The sequence below is a fragment of the Candidatus Chloroploca mongolica genome (assembly GCF_004762035.2).
GTDB classification, from domain to species: domain Bacteria; phylum Chloroflexota; class Chloroflexia; order Chloroflexales; family Chloroflexaceae; genus Chloroploca; species Chloroploca mongolica.
The window spans coordinates 95,198-116,386 of sequence record NZ_SIJK02000016.1 but is presented as its reverse complement, the minus strand read 5'-3'; the positions used below and the strand labels follow the sequence as shown (position 1 = coordinate 116,386).

The following is a 21,189-nucleotide window of genomic DNA, read 5'->3' as shown; positions in this document are numbered from 1 at the left end:
ATCTGGGCGAGCGCGTGCATGACCTGCGCCCGGACGAACGGGGACGGCCGTTCAATCGCCCGCATCAGCCGGTCACCTGGCTGCGCACGTGGACAACGCCGGCGCAGGCGGAAGGCCCGAAAGCCCTGATCGCCGGGTTGTATGGCGACAGTACGGCGGAGCGTGCCAGTGCGTCGCTACAGGCGGCGCAGGCCATGCTGATGGGGCGACCCGAAGCGACCCGCCTGATCCTGTATCTGCACGATGGGGTGCCCACGGACGAACCGCCGACCATGGTCGCCGCGACGGTCGCGACGGTGCGGCGCCAGGGCACGCTCGTGGTGGGCGTGTATGTCGGCCCGCAGGAACATCTGGAACGGCTGGAGGGCATCTTTGGCGCCGCGGACACGCTCGCGGTGGCGCGGCTGCGCACGTTGCCGCAGGCGTTGGGGCGGGTGCTCCAACGGGCGGCGGCCACGCGCCGCCCTGGGCGGCGCTGAGCACGCACTGTGTGGGCGGGGGCGCGACCCTGCCGTGATCGTTCCCTGGTGTCCACGCACCCCCGCTGCTCACCGCGCTGCTTGGCGCGGTGGACGGCGGGGGTGTTCGGTTGTCAGGGGGTATGTTCGGTTGTCAGGGAGGTATGTACGGGCGCTGCCTTGATCCGAGGTTCGTGTCACCAGCCCCATGAAGGGACAACGTGAACGTCTTTCATCCTCAATCGAACGTGGTTTTACGGGTTTGGCTTCAGCCTGGGGCTTTCCGGCACAAGTTTTTCGTCCGATCTTGGTACACGATGCGTGGTCGGTGCTGCATCTGAATCACAAGGGGACGCGGTCTATCGATGCAATGAGCTGTGCTCGTCACTGCCACCTGGTCACAGTACGACCATGCTGGATGACATCCGAGGGTTCACGCTGTCCACCTTGTGCGACGGTACAGCTTCATGCGGCTGGTGACACGAAGCGCGGGTCAGGGTCTATTTGGCCCAATTCCAACTTCCGTGCCCTGGAGTGCATGCAATGGTTTCGGGTGAAGACAATCGCTCGCTCCATCATGTGAAGACCATCAGGATCACCCGCTTTACCAGAGAAGGTGCCTTCTCTAGCATCCAGAACTGGGCGTGGCCATAGAGCTATGTCGCATCAGAACGGGCGAAATCTCGCAAATGGCGCGATGTCGCACGAATCGTTGCCATACCCCTAGATAGATCCTTATGTTTTGCACCACAGAGGCACCGAGGTACGGCGTTTCACCACAGAGACACTGAGGATAGTAGGTGTTCGGACTCCGTGCTTCGGTGTCTCTGTGGTTGCTGGCCTTCGCCACAGGTGCTGCCGACCAAGAATGTGCGAATGTGCACAGCGTCTGCGGACGTGAAGAGCGAGCCATCCTCGCGCGGTGCAGTGCTTCACGTTACGACTCGTTATGCTCCGGAGGGGTGTAGGCCAGCCAGTGGGTCAGTGCCCCGCCAATGATCGCACGTTTGGCTTCGATCTCGACATCAGACTGAAGTTGCTCGGCAGCCAGGAGGAGAATGTCAAATTGACGTAGCCGATAAAGCTCTTGGTGATAGCGATCCATACGCTCATGGGCCGCTTTAGCCTGCGCGTATACAAAAATTCCTACGGCCTCAGTAATAACTCCAACGACAGCCGTAAGCAATCCGGCCCACTGAGCATCGGTTCCCGCATTAGCGAAAAACTGCCAGCCACCATAAAGTACGAGGCCAGCGCCCACCACCGATGACAGGAGTGCAACGATGAAGTATGCTAGGGATTGTAAGCGTACCTCTCCATAATGATTGTTCATCTCGTTGGTAATGCCGGTGTGCGCCTGTTGGACGCTTTCGCGAAGCAGTCTCGTGTTTCTTGCATTGGTGTAAGCCAAAGCAACCTGATTGACATAAATCTGCAAGATCGCGATCAGTTCGGTGTTAAGCGGGACTCGCGGCGGCTTTTTGCCGAAGTCCAACCAAACAACGCCTATGCACTCCTGTTGGACCAAAAGCGGCAGACAGAGCGCGGTATGCACGCCCCTCTCGCCAATGAACGGAGGCAGAATTGACCCGTTAGCCCCATTCGCTGGTTGTTCTTGAGCGGAACTGCACATCCACTCGCTTTTGTGATTCTTGAAGACTTGTTCGGAGATTGAATCGACCTCAGTCAGACGCGGGATCTGGCTATAGTAGTAGTGCGAGTTGGTGACAATCTCATCTTTTTTGAACTGGAGCTTTGATTTGTCTAGATCGTTGGGAGTAATTTGCTCCTGTTGAGGGGCTCTTGAATTGGGCAGATTCGTGATCGGCATCCAGATCATCGCTTCAGCCCCCACTGCTTCAGGAGTCAAGGCGAGAAATTGAGCTAGAATTGCGTCAGATCTAGAGTGCGTGATCTCTTGAAGCGTGCTAAGCAGTCGGGCCAAGCGTTCGTTGAGCAGCTGATTTTCCTCATAATCTTTAGCCTTCTGCAAAGCGCTCGCAGCCTGTTCTGCAAACAGTTCAATGACTTCCTGATGCACTCTGGTTAGGGCGTGGGCCTCTTTATGCTCAAGGTTGATCACCCCAAGCACTTCGTCGCCAGCAATGATTGGAACAGCTAACTCGCAGCCGCTATCCAAACCAAAGTCGATGTATTCACGGCTGACTTCGGTGTTAGCGTTCTTAAGTTCACGCTTGATATCTTCGATTAGATAGGATCGTTTGTCCCGAGCCGCGAGCGCCGTTATCCCCTTGCGTCGCTCACGCTTCGGGCTTCCTTCAACATAATCGAAATATCCAATCTTCTCTCGCAATTCGGAGTCAACCCACTCCGGCCAGGCGGCCTGAAACTCGAAGGTTCCGTGCTCGTTGCGTAATGTAATATAGCTAAAGCTGGCCTTTACAAGGTCGTGAGCCTGCAGAACGATATTGTGCAAGATCTCGGCTCGGTTGCGTGTTCGGATGATACTGCGAATTGCCTTAATTAGCTTCTCGTTTCCCCGCGACCAGATCTTCAGACCTGAGAAAATCTCGAGTGTGTGAATAGCATTTGCGGCTTCATTTGCAAATAAGCTCACGGCCAACTCTTCTACAGCAGTGAAGGGTTCCCGCGCATACTTATGCAGAAACAGTACCCCGATGAATTCTTTGTCCTTCCCCTCATCTATCTCTAGGCGAACCCCGAGCACATGCTTCACACCGCGCTTGACTAAGTCTGTCGCGAGCCGGTCATCTTTTTCATGGACTACTGAAAACCGAGTCAGCTGCTTATCACTGCGTAACACAGCATCAGTTGCCCCAGTGCCGTCTAGGCGGGGCTCTTCACGAAACCCGCCTCTAGGGTACCAGTAATCTTTGATAAGAACTTTGTGATCATTGGGTGCATCAAGGTTTGCAGGCTGCAGGCGATGAATAACCGCTTCGGTTGCTGTGGTTGCCCGCAGTGTATGCTCGCAGATGTTACGCAGAATGGTTTCTATGTCTCCACCGCGCAACATTCGATTGATTTCAGCACTGACGACGGCAATGTTTTCCAACACGAGAGTACGCTGGATTGTTAAAGCGACTTGGCGCGTGATAGACTCGACGAGATCACGGTCGTATGGGGTAAACGCATCCGTCTGATTTGGGACATAGGCGCTGATTACACCAATAATCTGGTAGTATTCAGAGTCTGGCGCTCCAATATACATGGGAACTAGCAACATCGACAGATCCACCCCGGACAGGTACGGCGTGGCGCGAAATTCAGCATGTTCCAGCGCATGACCTACAATGCGACTCTTTCCATCCGCAAGAACGTTGCCTGCCAAAGCCTCACCACGCTTGAAGATGCGACCCTCTGTCTCTTTAGGCTCGGGTGAGTGTGGGATGTCATTAGCTCGAACCCAGGCGCGTAAGTACGTCTCGTCATTTTCGATTGATGACTCAACACGGAAAAAGGTGCAGTTGCAGTTCTTTTGGCTAATGCCATCACAAATGACCTTTAACATGCGGCGAAGCACTTCACATCCTTCAAGCTCCTGGCTAACAGCAGCAATCGCCTCGGTCAAGATACGAGCGTTACGCTGTTCAAAGAAACCGGTGAGTGCTTCACCAACGATTCTTCGAAAGATGTCCAGATAGCGGACGACCCGATCACCATAGCGACCATAGTGTCCTGGAGTCAGATGATCAAGAGTGATCAAGCCAATTGGCTCGCCTTTATGCTCCAAAACCATGCCAATCCACGAGCAGATATCACTAGTTGAGCTTGTGTCTTCCCATCCAATCTCGCGCAATTGTTCAGGTTGCTCGCGGAGGCGCTTGAGGTCACTTATTATCACCACACCTTCATCGCAGACGCGCTGAATAAGCATATCTTCGTTGAGGTCATACTTCATTTCCCGATTCTGCCTTGAGTAGTTATCTCGCTTCAGTGAGTAGCGCTTGTTATCATGAGGGTCGATCAAGTCGATCGTTGCCCGAGAGTATCCGATGAAAGAGTTGGTGCGAAGCTCTGCTAGCGTGATGTCGACGATGTCTTGAACCTCTTTTGTTTCAGTCCAGAGCCGGCTCTCAATGATGCTGAGCTGCCGGGTGCTCTGCACAAAGAGATCACCAGCTTCGATATACGCACTGAGTACGGTAGGGTTGAAGGGGCAGGCGAAGGCGTAGGCGTCACGCAACATGACCTCGCGGGCGGGCTCCTGTGTGTCACCGTCAAAGCCAAAGACGACGATCACCCGTATCTCATGTTCGACGTTTTCCAAAAGAAGGAAGATCTGATGCCACTCTTGCTGCCGATCAGCGCTAAGCCAGAGCACAACAATGCTGAAAGGCTGATCATTTTCGTCGCGGAGGATTCCTTCTGCCTTGCCGAATGAATCTACCTCTCTCACAGAAAAGTTTGCATTAGCGCGCAACTGTTGAAGCGCCTGTTGATGAATATCGCGGTAGGTTTCGTCGGTACCAGAGCGGTCGATGAATAGAATTCCCGAAAGCTGTCCCTTCTCGGGTTTTGATGTCGCAGTCTCTTGAGGTTGCATTCCCGATCTTCTCCTTAAAGGCACAAAGGGTACAAAGGTCGGGCAATTGGAAGGCATCTTTGTGTCCTGCGTGTCTTTGTGGTTGTTGTCCTTCGATGCATGTGCTGCCGACCACGAATAGACTACGAATGCGCGAATGCGCACGGTGTACCGTATGACTTAGAGGCACAAAGGCCACAATGTCTTTGCCCTTCCGCACTCATCCCTCATCCCACACCTCCAGCACCAACTGTCGCGTGCAGTACTCGCCGTAGAGCTTCGTCTCTTTCTCCTTTAGCACCCGGAACGTCGCACCAGGGAAGTCTGGCTCATACACATTGTGCGGGTCGAGGATATAGCGCAGTTCGGAATGTGTCAAGTACCTTGGCTTTTCCGCCAGGGCTACGCTGAAAATGGGGGAACCACGTTCCCCCATTTTCAGTTTAGCCCTAGCTCTTCCGCAAGTCGGATACCGCTGGCGAACCCGATCTTCGAAGGCTTCTATGCTCGGGATGCCTGAAAAACGCTGGCCTGTGCTATCATTGCTCCGAACTCAGATTGGAAATGCCGCGAAGATCGGTGAAGGTAGAGATGTCACTCAATTCGCCGTTGTTATCCGTGATACCGGAAGAAACGGTCTAGGTGTCCAAAGCTGCCCTTCTCACGACCTATTTTACCACCTCGCCCGCCCCCAGCCCGCACACCCGTGCGTCGCTGCGGGGAAGGGCAGCGGGCGCAGGGGGGCGTGGTCGGATCGTCGGGTGGCACAGGGCGGCGCGACGATCCGATTGCGTGGCCTGCGGTGCGGTCGGGATGTTGGGGACGATCAGGGCTGATCATCGAAACCGCGCCCGTGCGTTAGATTCCGTTCCATTTCTCTCGGGGGCCCGTTGATATGTCGGAGCGCCCCCAATGCGGTTGTTGGCTTACTCCAATCCCGCATCCCGATCCTGACGCAAATAAATCACAAACTCGTGTCGTTCAATTCCAAATGTGTCAAGCAACCGGCCAATGCGTTTGGCGATCTCATTGGCCGAGTAATTTGACTCTGCATAGATACCATGCACAAGTGCCAGGGGCATCCGGAGTTCTTTGGGGTTGCGCGAGAAGTCGCGGTTGCCACGTCGTGTGATAAAGGTTTCGGTATCAGGGAGTTGACGAAAGTGTTCGGGATCAAGTTTGGCTAACAGGAGACAAACCAATTTATACACACTCTGCCAGGTGACGATGTCTTTATAAGCGTGCCCTTGCAGCACGAAGCCATAGGGTCGTTTGTAGCTGAACTGCTCATCCAGCGCGTGGGGTGTCTCCCGATCAAGCTCGCGGATGATACGCTCGTTCTCAGCCGCATCATTTCGGCCTTTCTCGGCAGGCATCGGCGTTTCAACCAGCACATGGGTAAACTGCTGAATGAGCGACGAAAGTTCAGAGGCATGTAGATTAAATTCCGCCATACGCTCGTTATAGGTGCGCTTAAAAGCTACCCCTTCCTCTAAGGCCTGGAGATCGTTGTGGTCAATATTCAGCCAGATGTCATCGGAGAGCGCCAGCAGTGCTTCGCGAACTTGTTCGAGGTCGGTCAAGATCTGCCGAACCCGTGACTCAACCACACCGTAGTCACTCGAAAGATGTGCCGTCACCTCTCGGCGAGGTTGTTCGGCAGGAGCCCTATGCCTGGGCAGATCAGCGATATCCTCTTGGTGAGCCGGGGTTGGTTCCTGGGGTTTCATGCGATGAGATCCTTCTGGGCTGTTTGCGACAACCTGCAACGCATAGGTGCGATGACCCAAATGACGAAAGCGAGAGCGTTGCCGATGTTGTTTGATGTCGTTGAGAAGATTCGTATTGATAGTGTACTCAGGGGTACGCCCTGTGGTACTCCAGAGACCTTGCGTCAACACGCGACGGGTGATTTCTTCGACGTGGAGTGGCTCACCAGCTTCGCGAAGTACTTGGTAGACTGCATCAAGAGATTTCATGGCCTTCACCTCATGTTTGGAAACGGCCTCCCTCATGAACGATGTTCTATCACCTCAGCAAGGAAGTCACGCACGACCCCGCGCTGAAGCAGATCGTGGTACGGCTGGTTACGGAAGTTGCGCAGACACTCGTAACAACTCGTCTCAGGGCCGCAACAGGCGTGCTGAACACGCTGGAAGGCGCTCGCAAGCACGAGGGGAAGTTCCTGCGCGATGTATTGGACATGTCCCGCGCCGCCAGGGACATTATCGTAGAGGATCAGTGCTGGGGCTGCGCCTGCGGTATACCGGTAGAGCGTGCCATCAAGATCGTCACGCCGGATACCAAGGCCCTGCGCCGCTCCTTCGAGGAGCGCGTAGACGAGCGACCGCCAGAGTACGTCATGATTGGGGGCTGCCCGTGTACCTAAGAAGCGTAACTCAACCACATCGGTGAGGAAATCATGACCAAGGTGATAGGTTTGAAGCATGCCGGAGCACTCGTGGCCTTTCAGCAGGTGGCTGTGGGTTGGCTGTTTCGCTTTGCTGCGGGTGCGCTTCCCTACTGGGGGTGCCTCCGGAGCAGGCTGGGCGTAGCCGCAACTCTGGCAGATCTGGAAGCCGCGTCCCTGTGGCCCGGCATTGACCAGCACGAGACGGCCAAAGCGTGAGTAACGTTGTTGCACTATGCCATGTGGCCCAGATAGTTCGGGCACGATCGTCAGCTCAGTCTCGCTCCTCACCCCGTTGGAGCCAGGGGCATACTCTGCGAAGTAGACCCGCGAGGCGTAACTCCGTCGCGGACGGCTCTCGCCAGACGCCTTTGGCTTATCAGCAGCAACAAAGCCAAACTCTGGTTTGATGAAGGTGCCATGGAAACGGGATGATGTCTGGAGTTGCTGTCCACAGGCCGCACATGTGGTCAAGTTTGCCTGATTGCCAGTGCCAAGATGGAATCGACCACACTGTGCGCAGATGGCGTAATTGAAGCTACGCCACTCCTTCTGCGGCTGTTTGTAGAGCCCGGCCCCCACCCAGACGCGCTTCGCCGCGACGAGTTCGGCACCGGGGGCGTATTCGGCAATGGCAATGCGGAGGTCACGCTGGAGTTCGACCTTGCTGGCCTCGGGAATGCTGAGGTGGTTGGTCTTCAATTCGACCAGATCGGTTGGGAAGCCATACTTGGGGAGAATGTTGCGTGAGCCAAGGAAGCCGAGCAGGGAGCGCCAGCGAATCGTGTTGCGTACGTGCAAGTAGTGCTTGCTCAGGTTGTACTTTTGCGCCGCTGCAGCCTCTTGCTCGAGCACTTGGTAGCGCTCCAGTTCCTCGACGAGTTCCACCGTGACCAGATCCACCAGGTCGAGCAGACCATCGCCATCGTCAGTGCGTAACCAAGCCCACGTTTCCACGCCAAGTTCTGCCTGCACTGTGCTGGGGACAATTCGCCTCAGGCTTGCTTGCACTGCCTGAGGGTGGGTTTCAGCAAACGTGCGTAACAGGTCACTGCCCGAGGTCTGTCCGTCATCGGGCTGAAAGAAGTCGCCTACCTGCTTAAAGATCCGGCCGTGCGTCTGGTGCATCTCACGGAAGAAGGCGGCGATGAGCACGGCTTGCATATGACGGCGTGCGATTTTGGGGTTGCTCAGGGTAATGCGTGGTGGGTTGACCCGCCCCGCGACAATGCGCACCGGTTCGCTATAATGAGTCAGGTCGTGCGAGCGCCGCTGCGCATAGGTTACGACGAAGGCCGCCGTGTCCGTGCGCCGCCCGGCCCGGCCAGCGCGCTGCACGTAGTTGGCCGTCGTTGGTGGGACGTTGCGCATCAACACGGTCTGGAGATCGCCGACATCCACGCCTAGTTCAAAGGTGGTTGAGCAACTCAGGACGTTGATCGCCCCATTGATGAAGCGCTCCTGGATCTTCCCCGCCTCTTCGCTGATCCACTGCGCCGTATGCTCTTCAGCGGATAGGGGAATGGGCTCCATGCTTTGATACAGGGTGCGATAGTGATTGTGGGCCAGGGAGACATCGTCCTCGGTGAGGGGTATCAGGGTTCCCGCACAGCGATGCGTGGGGCAGAGACCGCGGAGGTTCAAGGCGGTTACACTGCCACAGGTCGGGCAACGGGCGAAGCTTGCTCCAGGTGCTGGGACATACTCCCAAAATTCGTGGCTCAACTGGTAGATGATCCCGGCAACTTTGTCGCGCTTGGCAACAAGGTGGGCTTGCCAGCAGGAGCGCGGCTCGGTCAGGTGCGTCCAGATTCCGCTGAGAGTCGCACGTGCGATTCCATCACGGGTGGCGGTATCCATCGCTGGTTGAAGCTGGCCGAGCAGTCGATCAAGCAAGTCGAGGCGTTTGTTACGACCACGCACAGGAACCCAACTCAGGACGCGTTGACGTCCGCTCGAGCCATGGCCGCGCACAGCGAGTTCATAGTTGCGAGGGGCAAAATGCTCGGACGTGATGTCAACATCTTCGTGAATGGTGAGCACGCCCTGCTGACGGAGCGTATCAAGCAGCAGGGCCAGCAGGATCCAACTCTCATCGCTGCTGAGGTTCCAGGGTGCTTCTAACAGCGCCTGAGGTGCCCGCCACTGTGCGGGCTGCACCAGACGAATAGCGAGCAAGCCGAGCCCTTCGAGGCTCATACGACGGTCGGTGGCCATGAACTCCTGCTGCAGCCAGGTTGCGACAATGCTACGGCGTTCGATGCTACTCTGGTGCTGGCGAAAGACCTGAGCTGCTTCGGCCTGCTTGCGCAGTGGGATGATCACGTCCTGGAGGCGCAAGAGCCCGGCTGGGCCATCACGATGCTCCTGCAGGGTCTTCAAGAGTAAGCGTCGTTGCAGCACATGGCTGTAGGTGCGTTCGAGGTAGGGGGCGAAGAAGGCGGCATCCTGGCGACTATCCGAGAAGATGAGCAGCTTGCGCCCCTCACCCGGCAACGCCTGGGCTTGTTCATCACGGGCAGGGGGCAGGTGCTGGTAGAGCGCCGTGGCGAGGACGCTGACGGGCGCATCTTGTCCAGTGAGGAAACGGTAGATGAGCGTATTCCCCGTGCGTGCGCCACACTCGATGCATGCCTTGGGTTCGCCGGCATCGTTCAACGGTACCTCGCTAAGTGCGATGGGCAACGCCTGGGAGCCGCAGCTGCAACCGGGTTGCGTGCCCGCCGTCAGGGTCCCGCAGCGCAGACAACCGCATACGTGCCCGACCTCGCCGGGCTGCTCATCGAGATCATCACCGACCGCAGCACGCTCATCTTCATCATCGTCCGCAGCCTCCGAACTGAGCAAGAAATAGGCCTTGTTGCCTTCGAAGAGGGCATCGCTCGCCGTAAGTTGATCAAACGTCCGCGCTCCTGTTGGCCCAGGTTGTTCGCGCCCCACGAGGTAGGTCGCACCACAGCGGGAGCAACTCGCCAACTCAACGACGCGGGCGGCACACTCCGGACAGCTTTCGTGGCGACTGAGCAAGATATGTGGCTTGCCATCCGCATGTTCCTGGTGGTTGAAACAGGCAAAGGCACCTTCGAGCGAACGCGCAAAGACGTGGTAGCGAGCTGGCAAAAGGGCCAGACTCTCGGGATCAGGCCGTGCCCGCACCGCCAGATCGATCAAAGCAACGAGTATCTCCGTCGCGCTAGGTATGGTAGGGAAGAGCTGTTCCGCCGCTGTAGCAAGCAGCAGCGGTTGTTGCGCGAGCAATTCACGCAAGCGGTGCAGGCGGCCATCACCACGCAGGATCGCATAGCACCAGGCATCAATGCTCTGGGCCAGCCCCTGCGGTACCGTTAACGGAAGCTCGTTGACAAGCGCTTGCTGCCAACGCTGCTGGGCCATCTGACGGGCCTCCCGCTGCTGCGTATGCGCTAGGTAGCCTGTCGTCGCATGCTCAAGCTGATCGAGCGCCGTGATCAGATCAGTGCAAACCTGAGCTGCATTAACCGCCTGACGAAGCGCCTCGTAGCAACTCGGCTCAGGCTCGCCCCAGATGGATCCAAGCTCGCTCACTGGCACCCGCGAGGCCTCGATCACATCCTGGTGCCCATGCTTATCAGGATCCCAGGTAAATGGCTCGCCAAACAGATTCGCGGCGTACTGCACCGCTGCTGGAAAGTCGGGCCGCCCACGTCCCAGGGTGGCACTGGTGGCTATGCAACGTACGTGGCCGGTAGCGCCCCCAACCACCCGTTCCTTGAGCCGCCGTAACAGCATCGCAATTTCAATGCCATTGGCCCCATCGTAGATATGCGCTTCGTCGAGCACGATGAAACGCCAGTGCTGCCCGGTAGCGCCATCAAAGAATGAACAGTCCTCGGGCCGCAGCAGCAGATACTCGAGCATCGCGTAGTTGGTAAGCAACAGGTGCGGGGGCTTTTCCCGCAAATGCTCACGGTCAATGAGTTCATTCGGGTGCAGCGTCTCACCCGGAAACTGATCGTAGAAACGATCTTCAGCCCGATCACGCCGCTCCTCGGTCTCTCCCGTATAGCGCCCAAAGGTGATCGCCGGAAAGTTCGCCAGGATGCGCCGCAGGCGTTTCAGTTGGTCGTTGGCGAGCGCGTTCATTGGGTAGAGCAGTAACGCCCGCACCCCCGGTTCGGCCAACGTCCCGGAGGCCTGCTCACGCAACAGGTGATCGAGAATCGGGATGAGGAAGCTCTCTGTTTTGCCGGAGCCGGTGCCAGTCGCCACAATCACGTTGCGTTCATGCTGCACGGCATGTAGCACCGCTTGCTCCTGATGCAGATGGAGCGGACGATCCCAGGGCAAGGCGGGAGGAGAGCAGAGCGTACCAAACCCAGCGTGTAGTACCCCATCAGCAACCAGTTGTTCCAGCGTGCGTCCCTGCTGGAAGGGCGGTGCGGCTTCAATCAAGGGGCCTTTCACCAGGCGTTCTGGTGTATCAAGCGCCTGAGCAAAGGCCGACCGCAACTGCGGGTCACGAAAGGGATAGATCGTCTTGAGATAGCGCAGGTACGTTGCGCGAAGATGATCCGTTGTATGAAGCGGGTGGAGCAGTTGCATGGCGCCTACCTTTTTCTGTTAATCCAGATAGCTTCTGAGTGCCTTGCCGGCGTGCGGATGCCGGAGCTTTCGCAACGCTTTGACTTCGATCTGGCGTATGCGCTCCCGAGTGACATCAAAGACCTTGCCAACCTCCTCAAGGGTTCGAACTTGTCCGTCGTTGAAGCCATAACGTAACTCAAGGACGTCCCGCTCACGTTCCGTGATATGCTCAAAGGCTTTGATAAGCTCGTCGCGAAGCATCTTTCCCGTAGCGGCATCATCGACCTCGAAGGCCTTGCCATCCGGGATTAAGTCGGCCAGCGTACTATAAGCGCGAACTTAAGCTGAAATCGAACAAATGAGCAAACCGACACGGGAAACTTTCTGTTATGGTAGGTATCAACATAACCACCCTACCCAGGAGGTTCCCTATGTCGGTTCGTTCCCAGGATACCGCGACTACGCCTTCCGCACAACTGCCCGCCATCACGGATGACGCGTGGGCGCAGGAAATCGTGCCTCAGTTGCCCGCCGAACTGTCGGCGCAGGCCCGCACGCTCAAGGCCTTTGTGCGGGCCCGCTGCCTCCCGTCGGCGCTGCACCTCTTGCGCGCCTTGCTGGTGATGGCGCTCAGCGACTACTCGGTACGCGCCCTGGGCACGTGGGGGGTCTTGAGCGACGTGGCGGACATGTCCGAAGCGGCGTGGCGCAAACGCATGGCCCGCAGTTCCGTGTGGCTGGACTGGCTGCTCAGTGCGTTGCTGATGGTCAGCCCGGTGCAGCCTCTGCCGACCACACGCCGCGTGCGCCTCATTGATGCCACCCGCTTGGGTGAGGTTGGTGGGCGCGGCGATGCCTGGCGCGTCCATTGGGAGTATGACTTCACGGCCGGTCAATTGGGCAGTGTCGTGGTGACCGATCGCTCCCAGGGCGAACATTTGGGCCACTTCGTCTTGGCTGAGGGCGACATCATCGTGGCCGATAGCGGCTACGGCTATCGGCGGAGCATCAACCTGCTGCATGCGGCGAAGGCCGATGGGGTGTTGCGCTTTCATCCCCGTACCTGCCCGTTGGAAGATGATGCCGGCATGCCGTGGGACGCCATCGCCTGGTTGCGCACCCCCGGTCCGGCGACCCGCACCTGGGAGGGGTGGGTGCGGGTCAATGGCGAACGCATTGCGGTGCGGGTAGTCGCCGCACCGCTGCCCCCCGAGGCGGCGAAACGCGCTCAGAAGCAGAAGGAGCGGCGGGCCAAGGGCCGCAAGCGCACGCCCGCGGCGAGTACCAAGCTGTTGGCGGGATGGCTGCTGTTGCTGACGACCTTGGAGGCACAGGCATGGCCCGCCGAGGCCGTCACCCGCTTGTATCGCGCCCGGTGGCAAGTGGAACTGGTGTTTAAGCGGCTGAAGCAATTGCTGCGGGTGCGCCCCCTGCGCTGCAAGCGACGGGACATGGCCGAAGCGACCGTGCGCGCGCTCTTGATCGCATGGGTGCTGCAAGAACGGTTGGCCGCAAGCTTGCGTGAGGCGCTGGCGGGCGATGGCCAATGGCCCGTCAGTAGTTGGCGGGTCTGCCAATTGAGCCTGGAATTGATGCGTCAAGAAGTCCTGGGAACCTGGACCCGTGAGCGCGTGCGGGCATGCTTGCCCCGGCTGATCCGCTTCCTCTGCAATAGTCCGCGCGAGCGTATCCAGCAGGAAACGCAGATCCGCACGTGGTTGGCGTCGTTTCCCGGTATGCATGTCAGCCATGAGGCGTCCTAATGCGGAATCGTGTCGTATCATCACGGTAAGTTCGCGCCTATAGGCCAGCGTACTCCCGTCCTCTTCACCAACCGGCATTGCCAAAGAGACGGGCGGTTGCATGATGCGGCGTAGTTTGCCCAGCTTATCTTCACTGATCTTGAGGAAGTTTGCTAATTCTGAAGCCGTCGGCTCACGCCCCAAGGATTGGGTCAGTTGGCGACGAACGATCTGGATGCGGTTGAGGGTGTCGCCCAGGTGAACGGGCAAGCGAATAAGCCGACTCTGGTCGGCCAGCGCACGTGAAATCGCCTGTTTGACCCACCACGTCGCGTAGGTCGAAAATTTGTAGCCAAGCTGGGGATCGAACTTTTCAATCGCTCGGAGGAGGCCAAGATTGCCCTCCTGAATCAGATCAAGGATCTCCAGACCGCGGTTTTGGTAACGCCGCGCAATACTCACAACCAGCCGCAGGTTGCTGAGCGCAAGGCAGTTGCGAGCCTCGTGGGCAAGCTCAATGGTGCGTTGTAACTCAATCCGGGTGCGTAGATCCGTATTCCCATCACGTATATGCTCCTCAGCTTCCACCCCGGCGATGATCCTGTGGGCCAGGGCTTGCTCCTCGGCATAGGTCAGGAGTTTGAATTGCCCGATCTCACGCAAGTAGAGCATCACGCTGTCTTGCAGGAGCCCATGTGGGAGCGCCGTGAGCCAGTTGGGATCGCGAACCTGCCCTGTTTCGGCTTGCATAAGGCGTTCGTCAATGATCTGTACACCCAGTTGCTGGAGCAGTCCGACCAGCTTCAGGTCGTCTTCAGTCGTATCGGTCTGCTGCTGCAAGGCGTCAAGCGTGATGCTGCCACTCTGCTCAAGCGCTTGCAGCAGGTGGACTAGACTGGGTTGCCAGGCCACGATCAGGGCCGCTACCCGTTCACGGCTTGGTTCATTGAGTGTCTCGTGGCACGCGAGGTACCCCAGTGGCAAGAGACCTTGCCGTTGCCGCGTCACCTCGCGGAGGATCAGGCGTCCGGGCCAGGTGCCTGCCAGCAGGGCTGTATAGGTAGCCTCGTTTTCACTCAAGATAGCGAGGGTCTGGATCAGATCGCTGCCCTTGGGGAGTTCCTCGTGCGTAAGGATGCCCTGCGCGGCCCGTAGATCTGGCCCTTCGGCCCCGCCAAGCAGCGCACTGAGGGCGCTACGGGCCGACGTCGGCGTAGGCACGCCACTGCCCAACATCAGGTCAAGCGTCGCATCCGCCTCGGGGCCGGGGCGGATCGGTGTGCTCATGCTCCAGCCTGTCTCGATCGCAAGTTGCAGCCGATAACGCCCCGGTGGGACATCGTCACGGTCGATGCTCCACGCGTAGTTGTGCTCAGCCGTATCAGGGATCCGCTGGGTCAACGGGGCCTCCCAGGGCTGCCAAAGCGGCCAGAGGCGCATCACCCGGTTGCGCAAGGGACGGCCTCGTTGCCAGCAGACGTGCACATGCCACTCTTTGGCGTCGGTGGTCACTGTGGCCTCGATCTTGCCGAGATCGAGCGCCTGAGAAATCTGGAGAGCCGGGCAGACCACGCGCCCCGTTGGTGCCCATGGCATAGGTGTAGCCGCTTCCAGGACAACGGAGGCCGTCAGATGAGCGGATCGCGAGGCGCGGAGGGTATCCAACGCATCGCGGAGACGAAAACTCCAGCCGTGACTCGCGTTGCCCTGAGCTGCGAGCGTTTGCAACGCGTGCCCCGTTTCGTCGTGCAACCAGAGTTGCGGACGAGGTAGATCGGCTATGTCCATAGCCGGGGTCAGTTGGAGCATCAGGCGCGGATCGTCAGTCTGCTCGATCCAGGCGAGCGGGCAGGTGAGGCTACCCTGCTGCCAGATATGAGCCCCATCGTTGAGCGTCCAGGTCAACTGGGGCGTGGGGAGGTTCAAGGGTAGACGGATCAACTGATCCATATCCATGCGTTGGAGGATCAGTGGGAGCATCGTGCGGCCCTCAGAACTGATCAGCGTAAAGACCCCGGGTGCCTCGGCGATGATACGCACCGATGGGTCACTACAGGCTATATCCAACTCGGTACTGGTGCGCAGCGTACTCCGGCGCTCGGCGCTTAGGCCCCTTTTGCTAGAGGGGGCTAGATTCATATGGCCCTCCACCGCGAGTTCTGGCACCAGACCAAGCTTGAACCGATTATCGCGTCCGAGTGGGCCACGCACACTGATTTCGAGCAAACCAAAATTGAAGCCTCGCGCTTGCACCAGTGCCCCCAGATTGATGACGATCTGTTCAGGGTTCACGCCAACGAATGGTTGCACGGGGGCCTCATCCAACGGTACTGCAGTAAACCATGCCTGGCCTGCCGCCATGATGCTCACACGCCAACCCGCGAGTTCCTGCTTGAGCGTACGGCGAGAGGTTCGCGGAATGCTGAGATGCGAGAGCCCGCCAACGGAGAGCGGAAGGTCAGGATGGGCCTCACCTAGGTCAAGCGGTGGGAGGCCGGTGAGGTATGGACGCTGGGTCTGCTCACCGGGCAAAATTGCTACCCGTTGCGTCCCCACCTGGAGTGAGCGAGCCTGCCGCAAATCCCAATGCTCCACCCGGAAGCCCTGCCAGGGTCCGCTAAGCAGTGGCAACGCGGCTACCTGCCGCCCGCCTACAACTGTAAGCGGGGCATCCACCGCGCAGAGCAGCCAGAGCTCACGCGCAGGGAGACCAGCAGGGGTACGCAAGAGTGTGCCACTTTCCGGCTCAAAGGCCAGAAGCGGATGGTGTGGATCAAAGCCAGGGAATGACCATGTGTAATCCAGTTCACGCCCGTCGGTGAAGCGCACCGTGTAGCCCTTCGGCTCAGGTGGAAGCGTCACCCGCTCGGGACTCGTCTCCCAGCGCGAGGCCGTAAAGCGTGCCCCCACCGGATAGCGTACCACCCGCTGCTGATAGTCTATCTGCCAGGCTGATTGCGGACGCTCACCGTGGGGCAATTGCTGGGCGGGCAGTTCAAAGGAGAGTCCTTCTCCCCAGGGGTCAAACCAGAGCTCGGGACGCCGGGGTCGCCAGGCAGGATCGCGCTTGTCGGAGCGCTGTCGACGCGTTGCGTGCCAGACAGCATACTGATCAAGCACGCGCTGCGGGAGGCCAACCTCTATCGGATCGGGCAACTGCTGCCGGTCATTGGTCAACTGGGCCAACGCAAGGGTGCGCGCCAACAGATCGCGGGCATAGTCGCCACCATAGCGGATCAACCGGGCGACCGGGCGATCAGTTGCCGAATGCGCTGCCACCGCTGCCAAGGTTTCGAGGGTGGCAGCATCGAGCGGTACGCGTGCCTCGTGCAGCAGATCATCAAACCGGACAAAGATCAATTGAAAGTAGTCATTGAGGCAGTACTGCGGAATGCCACCGTGAAGCAAAATCGGGGTGACGTAACGGAGCGAACGCTCCAGCGTAGCAAAGTTAGCCAGACCCTGCTGGGCCAGAAATTCCAGAAAAAACTGACCCCACTCAGCTTCAAGCGGCCCGGATCGCGTACCTGTTGCGAAGAGCCGTTCGTGAACCGAGGGCCAGTAGCTGCCCTGATCGTAGTGAAAGACCCCCTGGAGTACCAGGAACACGGCCAGACAGTGCGGGTAGCGGGTGCGGATGATCCGCGAGGCCTGGGTAACGTCATAGCGTTGGATCAGGCCAGCCAGCGCAGCGCCCAATTCGTCGAGTAACTCTGGGGTGAGTGGCAACTCGCCGATCAAGCTAACGGTTTGGATCTGTGAACGAAACTGACGCTCAAGCGCAGTCAGCGTCCTGATAGGAGTTTGCATCACCGTTGGCATAATCTAGGCTTTCTCGTCAGAGAGGTACACATCAAGAACGTAGTGAAAACAGTGCTCTAACTAGAGTAGCAGTTGTGTATTACCAATTAAGCACAAAGCCTACTGGATTTGGATCGTTAACGGAGGCACAACGCATGATTTGTCCATCATCTCCCGCGAGTCCGCTGCTTGCGCTGCCAGGCATGGGCTTTTGTTGCCGATTTCAGCCACAGCGCAGCATGGATGGCGCGGTGGGTGGGCGCTCGGCGGGATCCTGTCACACGAACCTGATCCTCACCCGTCATAGGCCGACCTCGTCCGCCCGCTGCGGTAAACGGTGTCCGTCGCAAGCGCAGGCTCGCTGGGTCGCCCGCTTCATCGCGGCGTGATGGTCCAGGCTCCATCGGCTGTGATGTCCCAAAAACATCGCGAGGCCCGGCCAAAGACGACCATGTGCTCACTGTCAACGTTGCCAATGGCATTGACCAGCAGATCGTCGTCTGTATCGCAGCGGAGAAAGACGGCGAAGTTGCTGCCACCCTGGTGTGTAAAGTGATAGGTTTGTCGCGATACGGCGGGCGTGAACCAACCACGGATGTCATCGCCCTGCCCTTCAAGCGCATTCCGGGCCGCTTCGTCCCAGGCGAGCGGTGTCACCCGGATGAGCCACGGCCCATCGGCATTGATCTCGAGATCGTAGGTACCAGCCGGAAGATAGCGATGGCCTGCGTAATATCCGATCTCATTCACGAGCAGTTCGCGCTCATCCTGTTCGTCATAGGCCAGTACGGCAAAGTTGCTCCGTCCTTCATGGCCGAGATAGATGCGTGAGATCATAGGCACGGTAAGCGCCAAGACCCGCGAACCTGTCCCGGTGAAGACTTCCGGTGGGATGGGGGTCGGGATGCTGGTCGGCGTGCTGGTGGGTGCAGGGGTGCTGGTGGGTGCAGGGGTGCTGGTAGGCGCGGGGGTGCTGGTGGGCGCGGGGGTGCTGGTGGGCGCGGGGGTGCTCGTGGGCGCAGGGGTGCTCGTGGGTACGGGTGAATTCGTTGGTTCGGCTGGTGCTTGGCGTGCCTCCATGCGTATGACAGACACGGGCGCACTTGTCGAAGCCTGGGCAGCTTGCAGGGTGATCACGTTCGTTCCGCCCGCCGTCCGTTGACCTAGCTGAAAGCCGACAAACATGCTGAGCGCGATCAACAATCCGAGGGCCAGCAAGACCACGATGAACTCAAGCGGTGATGAGCGACGCATAAGAACCTCCTTGGGCTGGGGCGCTGCTGCGATGAGAAGACTCGCGCCATAGGGAGATGACACCGGATCCTGACACAGGGGCTGAGAAGTGCATCTATGAAACCACCTCAGATTGCTCCTCTTCTGAGTATGGCACGACTATGTGACAACGAGTGTCACACATACGCATTGATGGCTCTGTTTTCGCCAACACCATCGGGATCGTTACAGGGGCACTTCGCCGCAAAAAAGACTGGTTGTTTGACGCAAAGGCGCAAAGGCGCAGAGGTATTTCCTATCTTTGCGCCTTTGCGCCTTTGCGTCAATACGGATCGGTATGGGCAGCGTTGCGTCTTTGCGTCAACATGGGTATACTAGCCGTCAACAACCGCTCTCCCACGGTACGTTGCGGCTCTGGCCCGTCGCTGTGGGCTCCCCATAGTGCCTGGATTGGGCGAAGGATGATCACCGTGTCGCGTGGACGCTCCAAAAAATCGTCGTTGCCCTCCAATGATCTCCCTGCGGCCAGTGGGTTCGATCAGGTGCCCTCGAATGGTCAGCAGTTGACTATCAGCGCGTTGGAGACCTGGCTCTGGGATGCCGCATGTGCGATCCGCGGTGCAACCGATGCCCCGAAGTTCAAAGATTTCATTCTGCCGCTGGTCTTTTTCAAGCGGCTTTCCGATGTCTTTGACGATGAAGTGGCAAAGCATGCGGCGACGTTCGGGGGCGAGGATGTTGCCCGCACGGTGATCGAGCAGGATCACGCTGATGCGTTGCGCACGGGCCGTAAGCCGATTGTGCGCTTCTTTGTGCCAACGGCGTATCAGTGGAGCCGCATTCGTAACCATGGTGCTGATGGGACGCTCGGTGAGTTTGCTACCACGGCGATGCGCGAGACGGCTCGGTTGAACCCCGATCTCCAGGGTGTGCTCGATGTCAAAGACTTTAATGAGCGTCAGAGCGGTCAGCGCACGCTTGATGATGACCGCCTCGCTGCGCTGATCGAGGTGATCAGTCGCCATCGCCTGGGCCTCCAGCATACCGAGCCCGATGTGTTGGGGCGGGCCTATGAGTATCTGCTGCGCAAGTTTGCCGAGGGTCAGGGTCAGAGCGCGGGCGAGTTCTATACGCCCAAAGAGGTTGGCTTTCTGATGGCCGATCTGCTCGATCCGCAGCCCTATACCGAGATCCACGATCCGACGTGTGGCTCTGGTGGGCTGTTGCTCAAGCCGCGTCTGCGCTTCGAGGAGAAGCACCCGGCGCAGCGTAGCCAGGCTCCGCGCCTCTTTGGCCAGGAACTGAATCCAACTACCTACGCGATGGCGAAGATGAATATGTTCCTGCATGACTATACCGACTCGGAGATCGCGATTGGCGATACGTTCACTACGCCGCGTTTTGCGAGCGCCGGGGCGGGGCTGCAACGCTTCGACTATGTCGTCGCGAATCCGATGTGGAACCAGGACAACTACGATGAGGCGTTCTATGACGCCGATGCCTGGGGCCGCTTTGGGGCTGGACAGCCGCCGGGCAGCAGTGCCGACTGGGCCTGGGTGCAGCATATCCTGGCGTGCCTCAAGGAGACCGGGCGGGCGGCAATTGTGCTCGACACCGGCGCGGTTTCGCGTGGCTCGGGCAGCAAGTCGTCGAACAAAGAAAAGACCATCCGCGCCGCCCTGGTCGAGCAGGATGTCATCGACGGCGTGGTGCTGCTACCCGAGAACCTCTTCTATAATACCAGCGCACCGGGGGTCATCCTGCTGCTACACCGGGGCAAACCAGCGACACGCAAGGGCCAGATCCTGCTGGTCAACGCCTCTGCCTACTTCGTCAAGCGCAAGCCCAAGAACGAACTGACCGAGCAGGGCATCGCGGCGGTGGCCGAGGTCTACCGCGCCTGGGAGAGCCGCGCCAAGTTGAGTCGGGTGATCACGCTGGAGCAAGCTCGCACCGCCGATTACAACCTCAGCCCCTCGCAGTTCGTCACCGTGACCGACCGCGCACAGCACCGCCCGCTCGACGCCATTCTCGCCGACATCGCCGCAGCCCGCACCGAGCGCGAACGGGCCGATGCAGAGTTGGCACGGGTGATGGAAGCGCTGAAGCGGTAAAGCGGTAAAGCGCAAAATGTAAAGCAAGCGAAGCAAAGCGGGCGGTTGTTTTGACGCAAAGGCGCAAAGGCGCAGAGGCGCAAAGGGGAACATGGAAACTCCGCGCCTCCCCGGCTCTGCGGCTCTGCGTTAAAGATCGCGAAAGAAGGCCGGTTGTTTAACGCAGAGGCGCAAAGGCGCAAAGAGGGCGGTTGTTTTGACGCAAAGGCGCAAAGGCGCAAAGCGGGTGGTTGTTTTGACGCAAAGGCGCAAAGGCGCAACGTTTTTCACGTAGGTGAGCATCCCTTCGCGCCTTCGCGTGAGCTTCTTTGAACAGTATTGCGCCTAGGTGCGGAGTGCCGACTTCAGTCGGCTGAGCCGG

The 21,189-nt window shown here is 58.7% G+C and carries 9 protein-coding genes and 1 pseudogene; 3 read left to right on the top strand and 7 right to left on the bottom strand.

The features are described 5' to 3' along the window. Positions 1 to 479: hypothetical protein (locus tag EYB53_RS10915; protein WP_205712631.1), on the top strand; the 479-nt coding region annotated here is incomplete at its 5' end. 916 nt (positions 480 to 1,395) lie between these two features. Here EYB53_RS10915 and EYB53_RS10910 read toward each other — a convergent pair. The 5 genes from EYB53_RS10910 to EYB53_RS10890 all read right to left on the bottom strand — a co-directional run bounded on the left by EYB53_RS10910 (position 1,396) and on the right by EYB53_RS10890 (position 12,247). Beyond that, the gene (locus EYB53_RS10910) at positions 1,396 to 4,986 is read right to left on the bottom strand and encodes a GAF domain-containing protein (protein ID WP_167857350.1); all 3,591 of its coding nucleotides are present in this window, start codon (positions 4,984 to 4,986) and stop codon (positions 1,396 to 1,398) included. 199 nt (positions 4,987 to 5,185) lie between these two features. Continuing rightward, entirely contained in the window at positions 5,186 to 5,344 is a 159-nt protein-coding gene (locus EYB53_RS10905; protein ID WP_167857349.1) for a hypothetical protein, read from the bottom strand. A 547-nt stretch (positions 5,345 to 5,891) separates the two neighbouring features. Next, positions 5,892 to 6,944, bottom strand: a complete 1,053-nt coding sequence (locus EYB53_RS10900; protein WP_167857348.1) for a winged helix-turn-helix domain-containing protein — start codon at positions 6,942 to 6,944, stop codon at positions 5,892 to 5,894. Positions 6,945 to 6,976: 32 nt separating this feature from the next. After that, a complete protein-coding gene (locus EYB53_RS10895; RefSeq protein ID WP_135478213.1) occupies positions 6,977 to 11,956 on the bottom strand; it encodes a DEAD/DEAH box helicase family protein in 4,980 nt (1,659 codons plus the stop codon). 18 nt (positions 11,957 to 11,974) lie between these two features. Beyond that, a complete protein-coding gene (locus EYB53_RS10890; RefSeq protein WP_371879100.1) occupies positions 11,975 to 12,247 on the bottom strand; it encodes a sigma-70 family RNA polymerase sigma factor in 273 nt (90 codons plus the stop codon). 80 nt (positions 12,248 to 12,327) lie between these two features. Here EYB53_RS10890 and EYB53_RS26610 point away from each other — a divergent pair, with 80 nt between their 5' ends. Continuing rightward, a complete protein-coding gene (locus EYB53_RS26610; protein WP_097651647.1) occupies positions 12,328 to 13,701 on the top strand; it encodes a transposase in 1,374 nt (457 codons plus the stop codon). Positions 13,702 to 13,809: 108 nt separating this feature from the next. On the opposite strand, the pseudogene EYB53_RS26605 reads toward EYB53_RS26610, so the two are convergent. Next, a pseudogene (locus EYB53_RS26605) lies at positions 13,810 to 14,352 on the bottom strand (sigma-70 family RNA polymerase sigma factor); the annotation flags it as partial. Positions 14,353 to 17,856: 3,504 nt separating this feature from the next. Further along, positions 17,857 to 18,735: a hypothetical protein gene (locus EYB53_RS25580; RefSeq protein ID WP_254151021.1), complete on the bottom strand. Its 879-nt coding sequence runs from the start codon at positions 18,733 to 18,735 to the stop codon at positions 17,857 to 17,859. Between the two features lie 449 nt (positions 18,736 to 19,184). Here EYB53_RS25580 and EYB53_RS10865 point away from each other — a divergent pair, with 449 nt between their 5' ends. Then, positions 19,185 to 20,828, top strand: a complete 1,644-nt coding sequence (locus EYB53_RS10865) for a type I restriction-modification system subunit M (RefSeq protein ID WP_205712578.1) — start codon at positions 19,185 to 19,187, stop codon at positions 20,826 to 20,828. Positions 20,829 to 21,189: the final 361 nt, after the last annotated feature.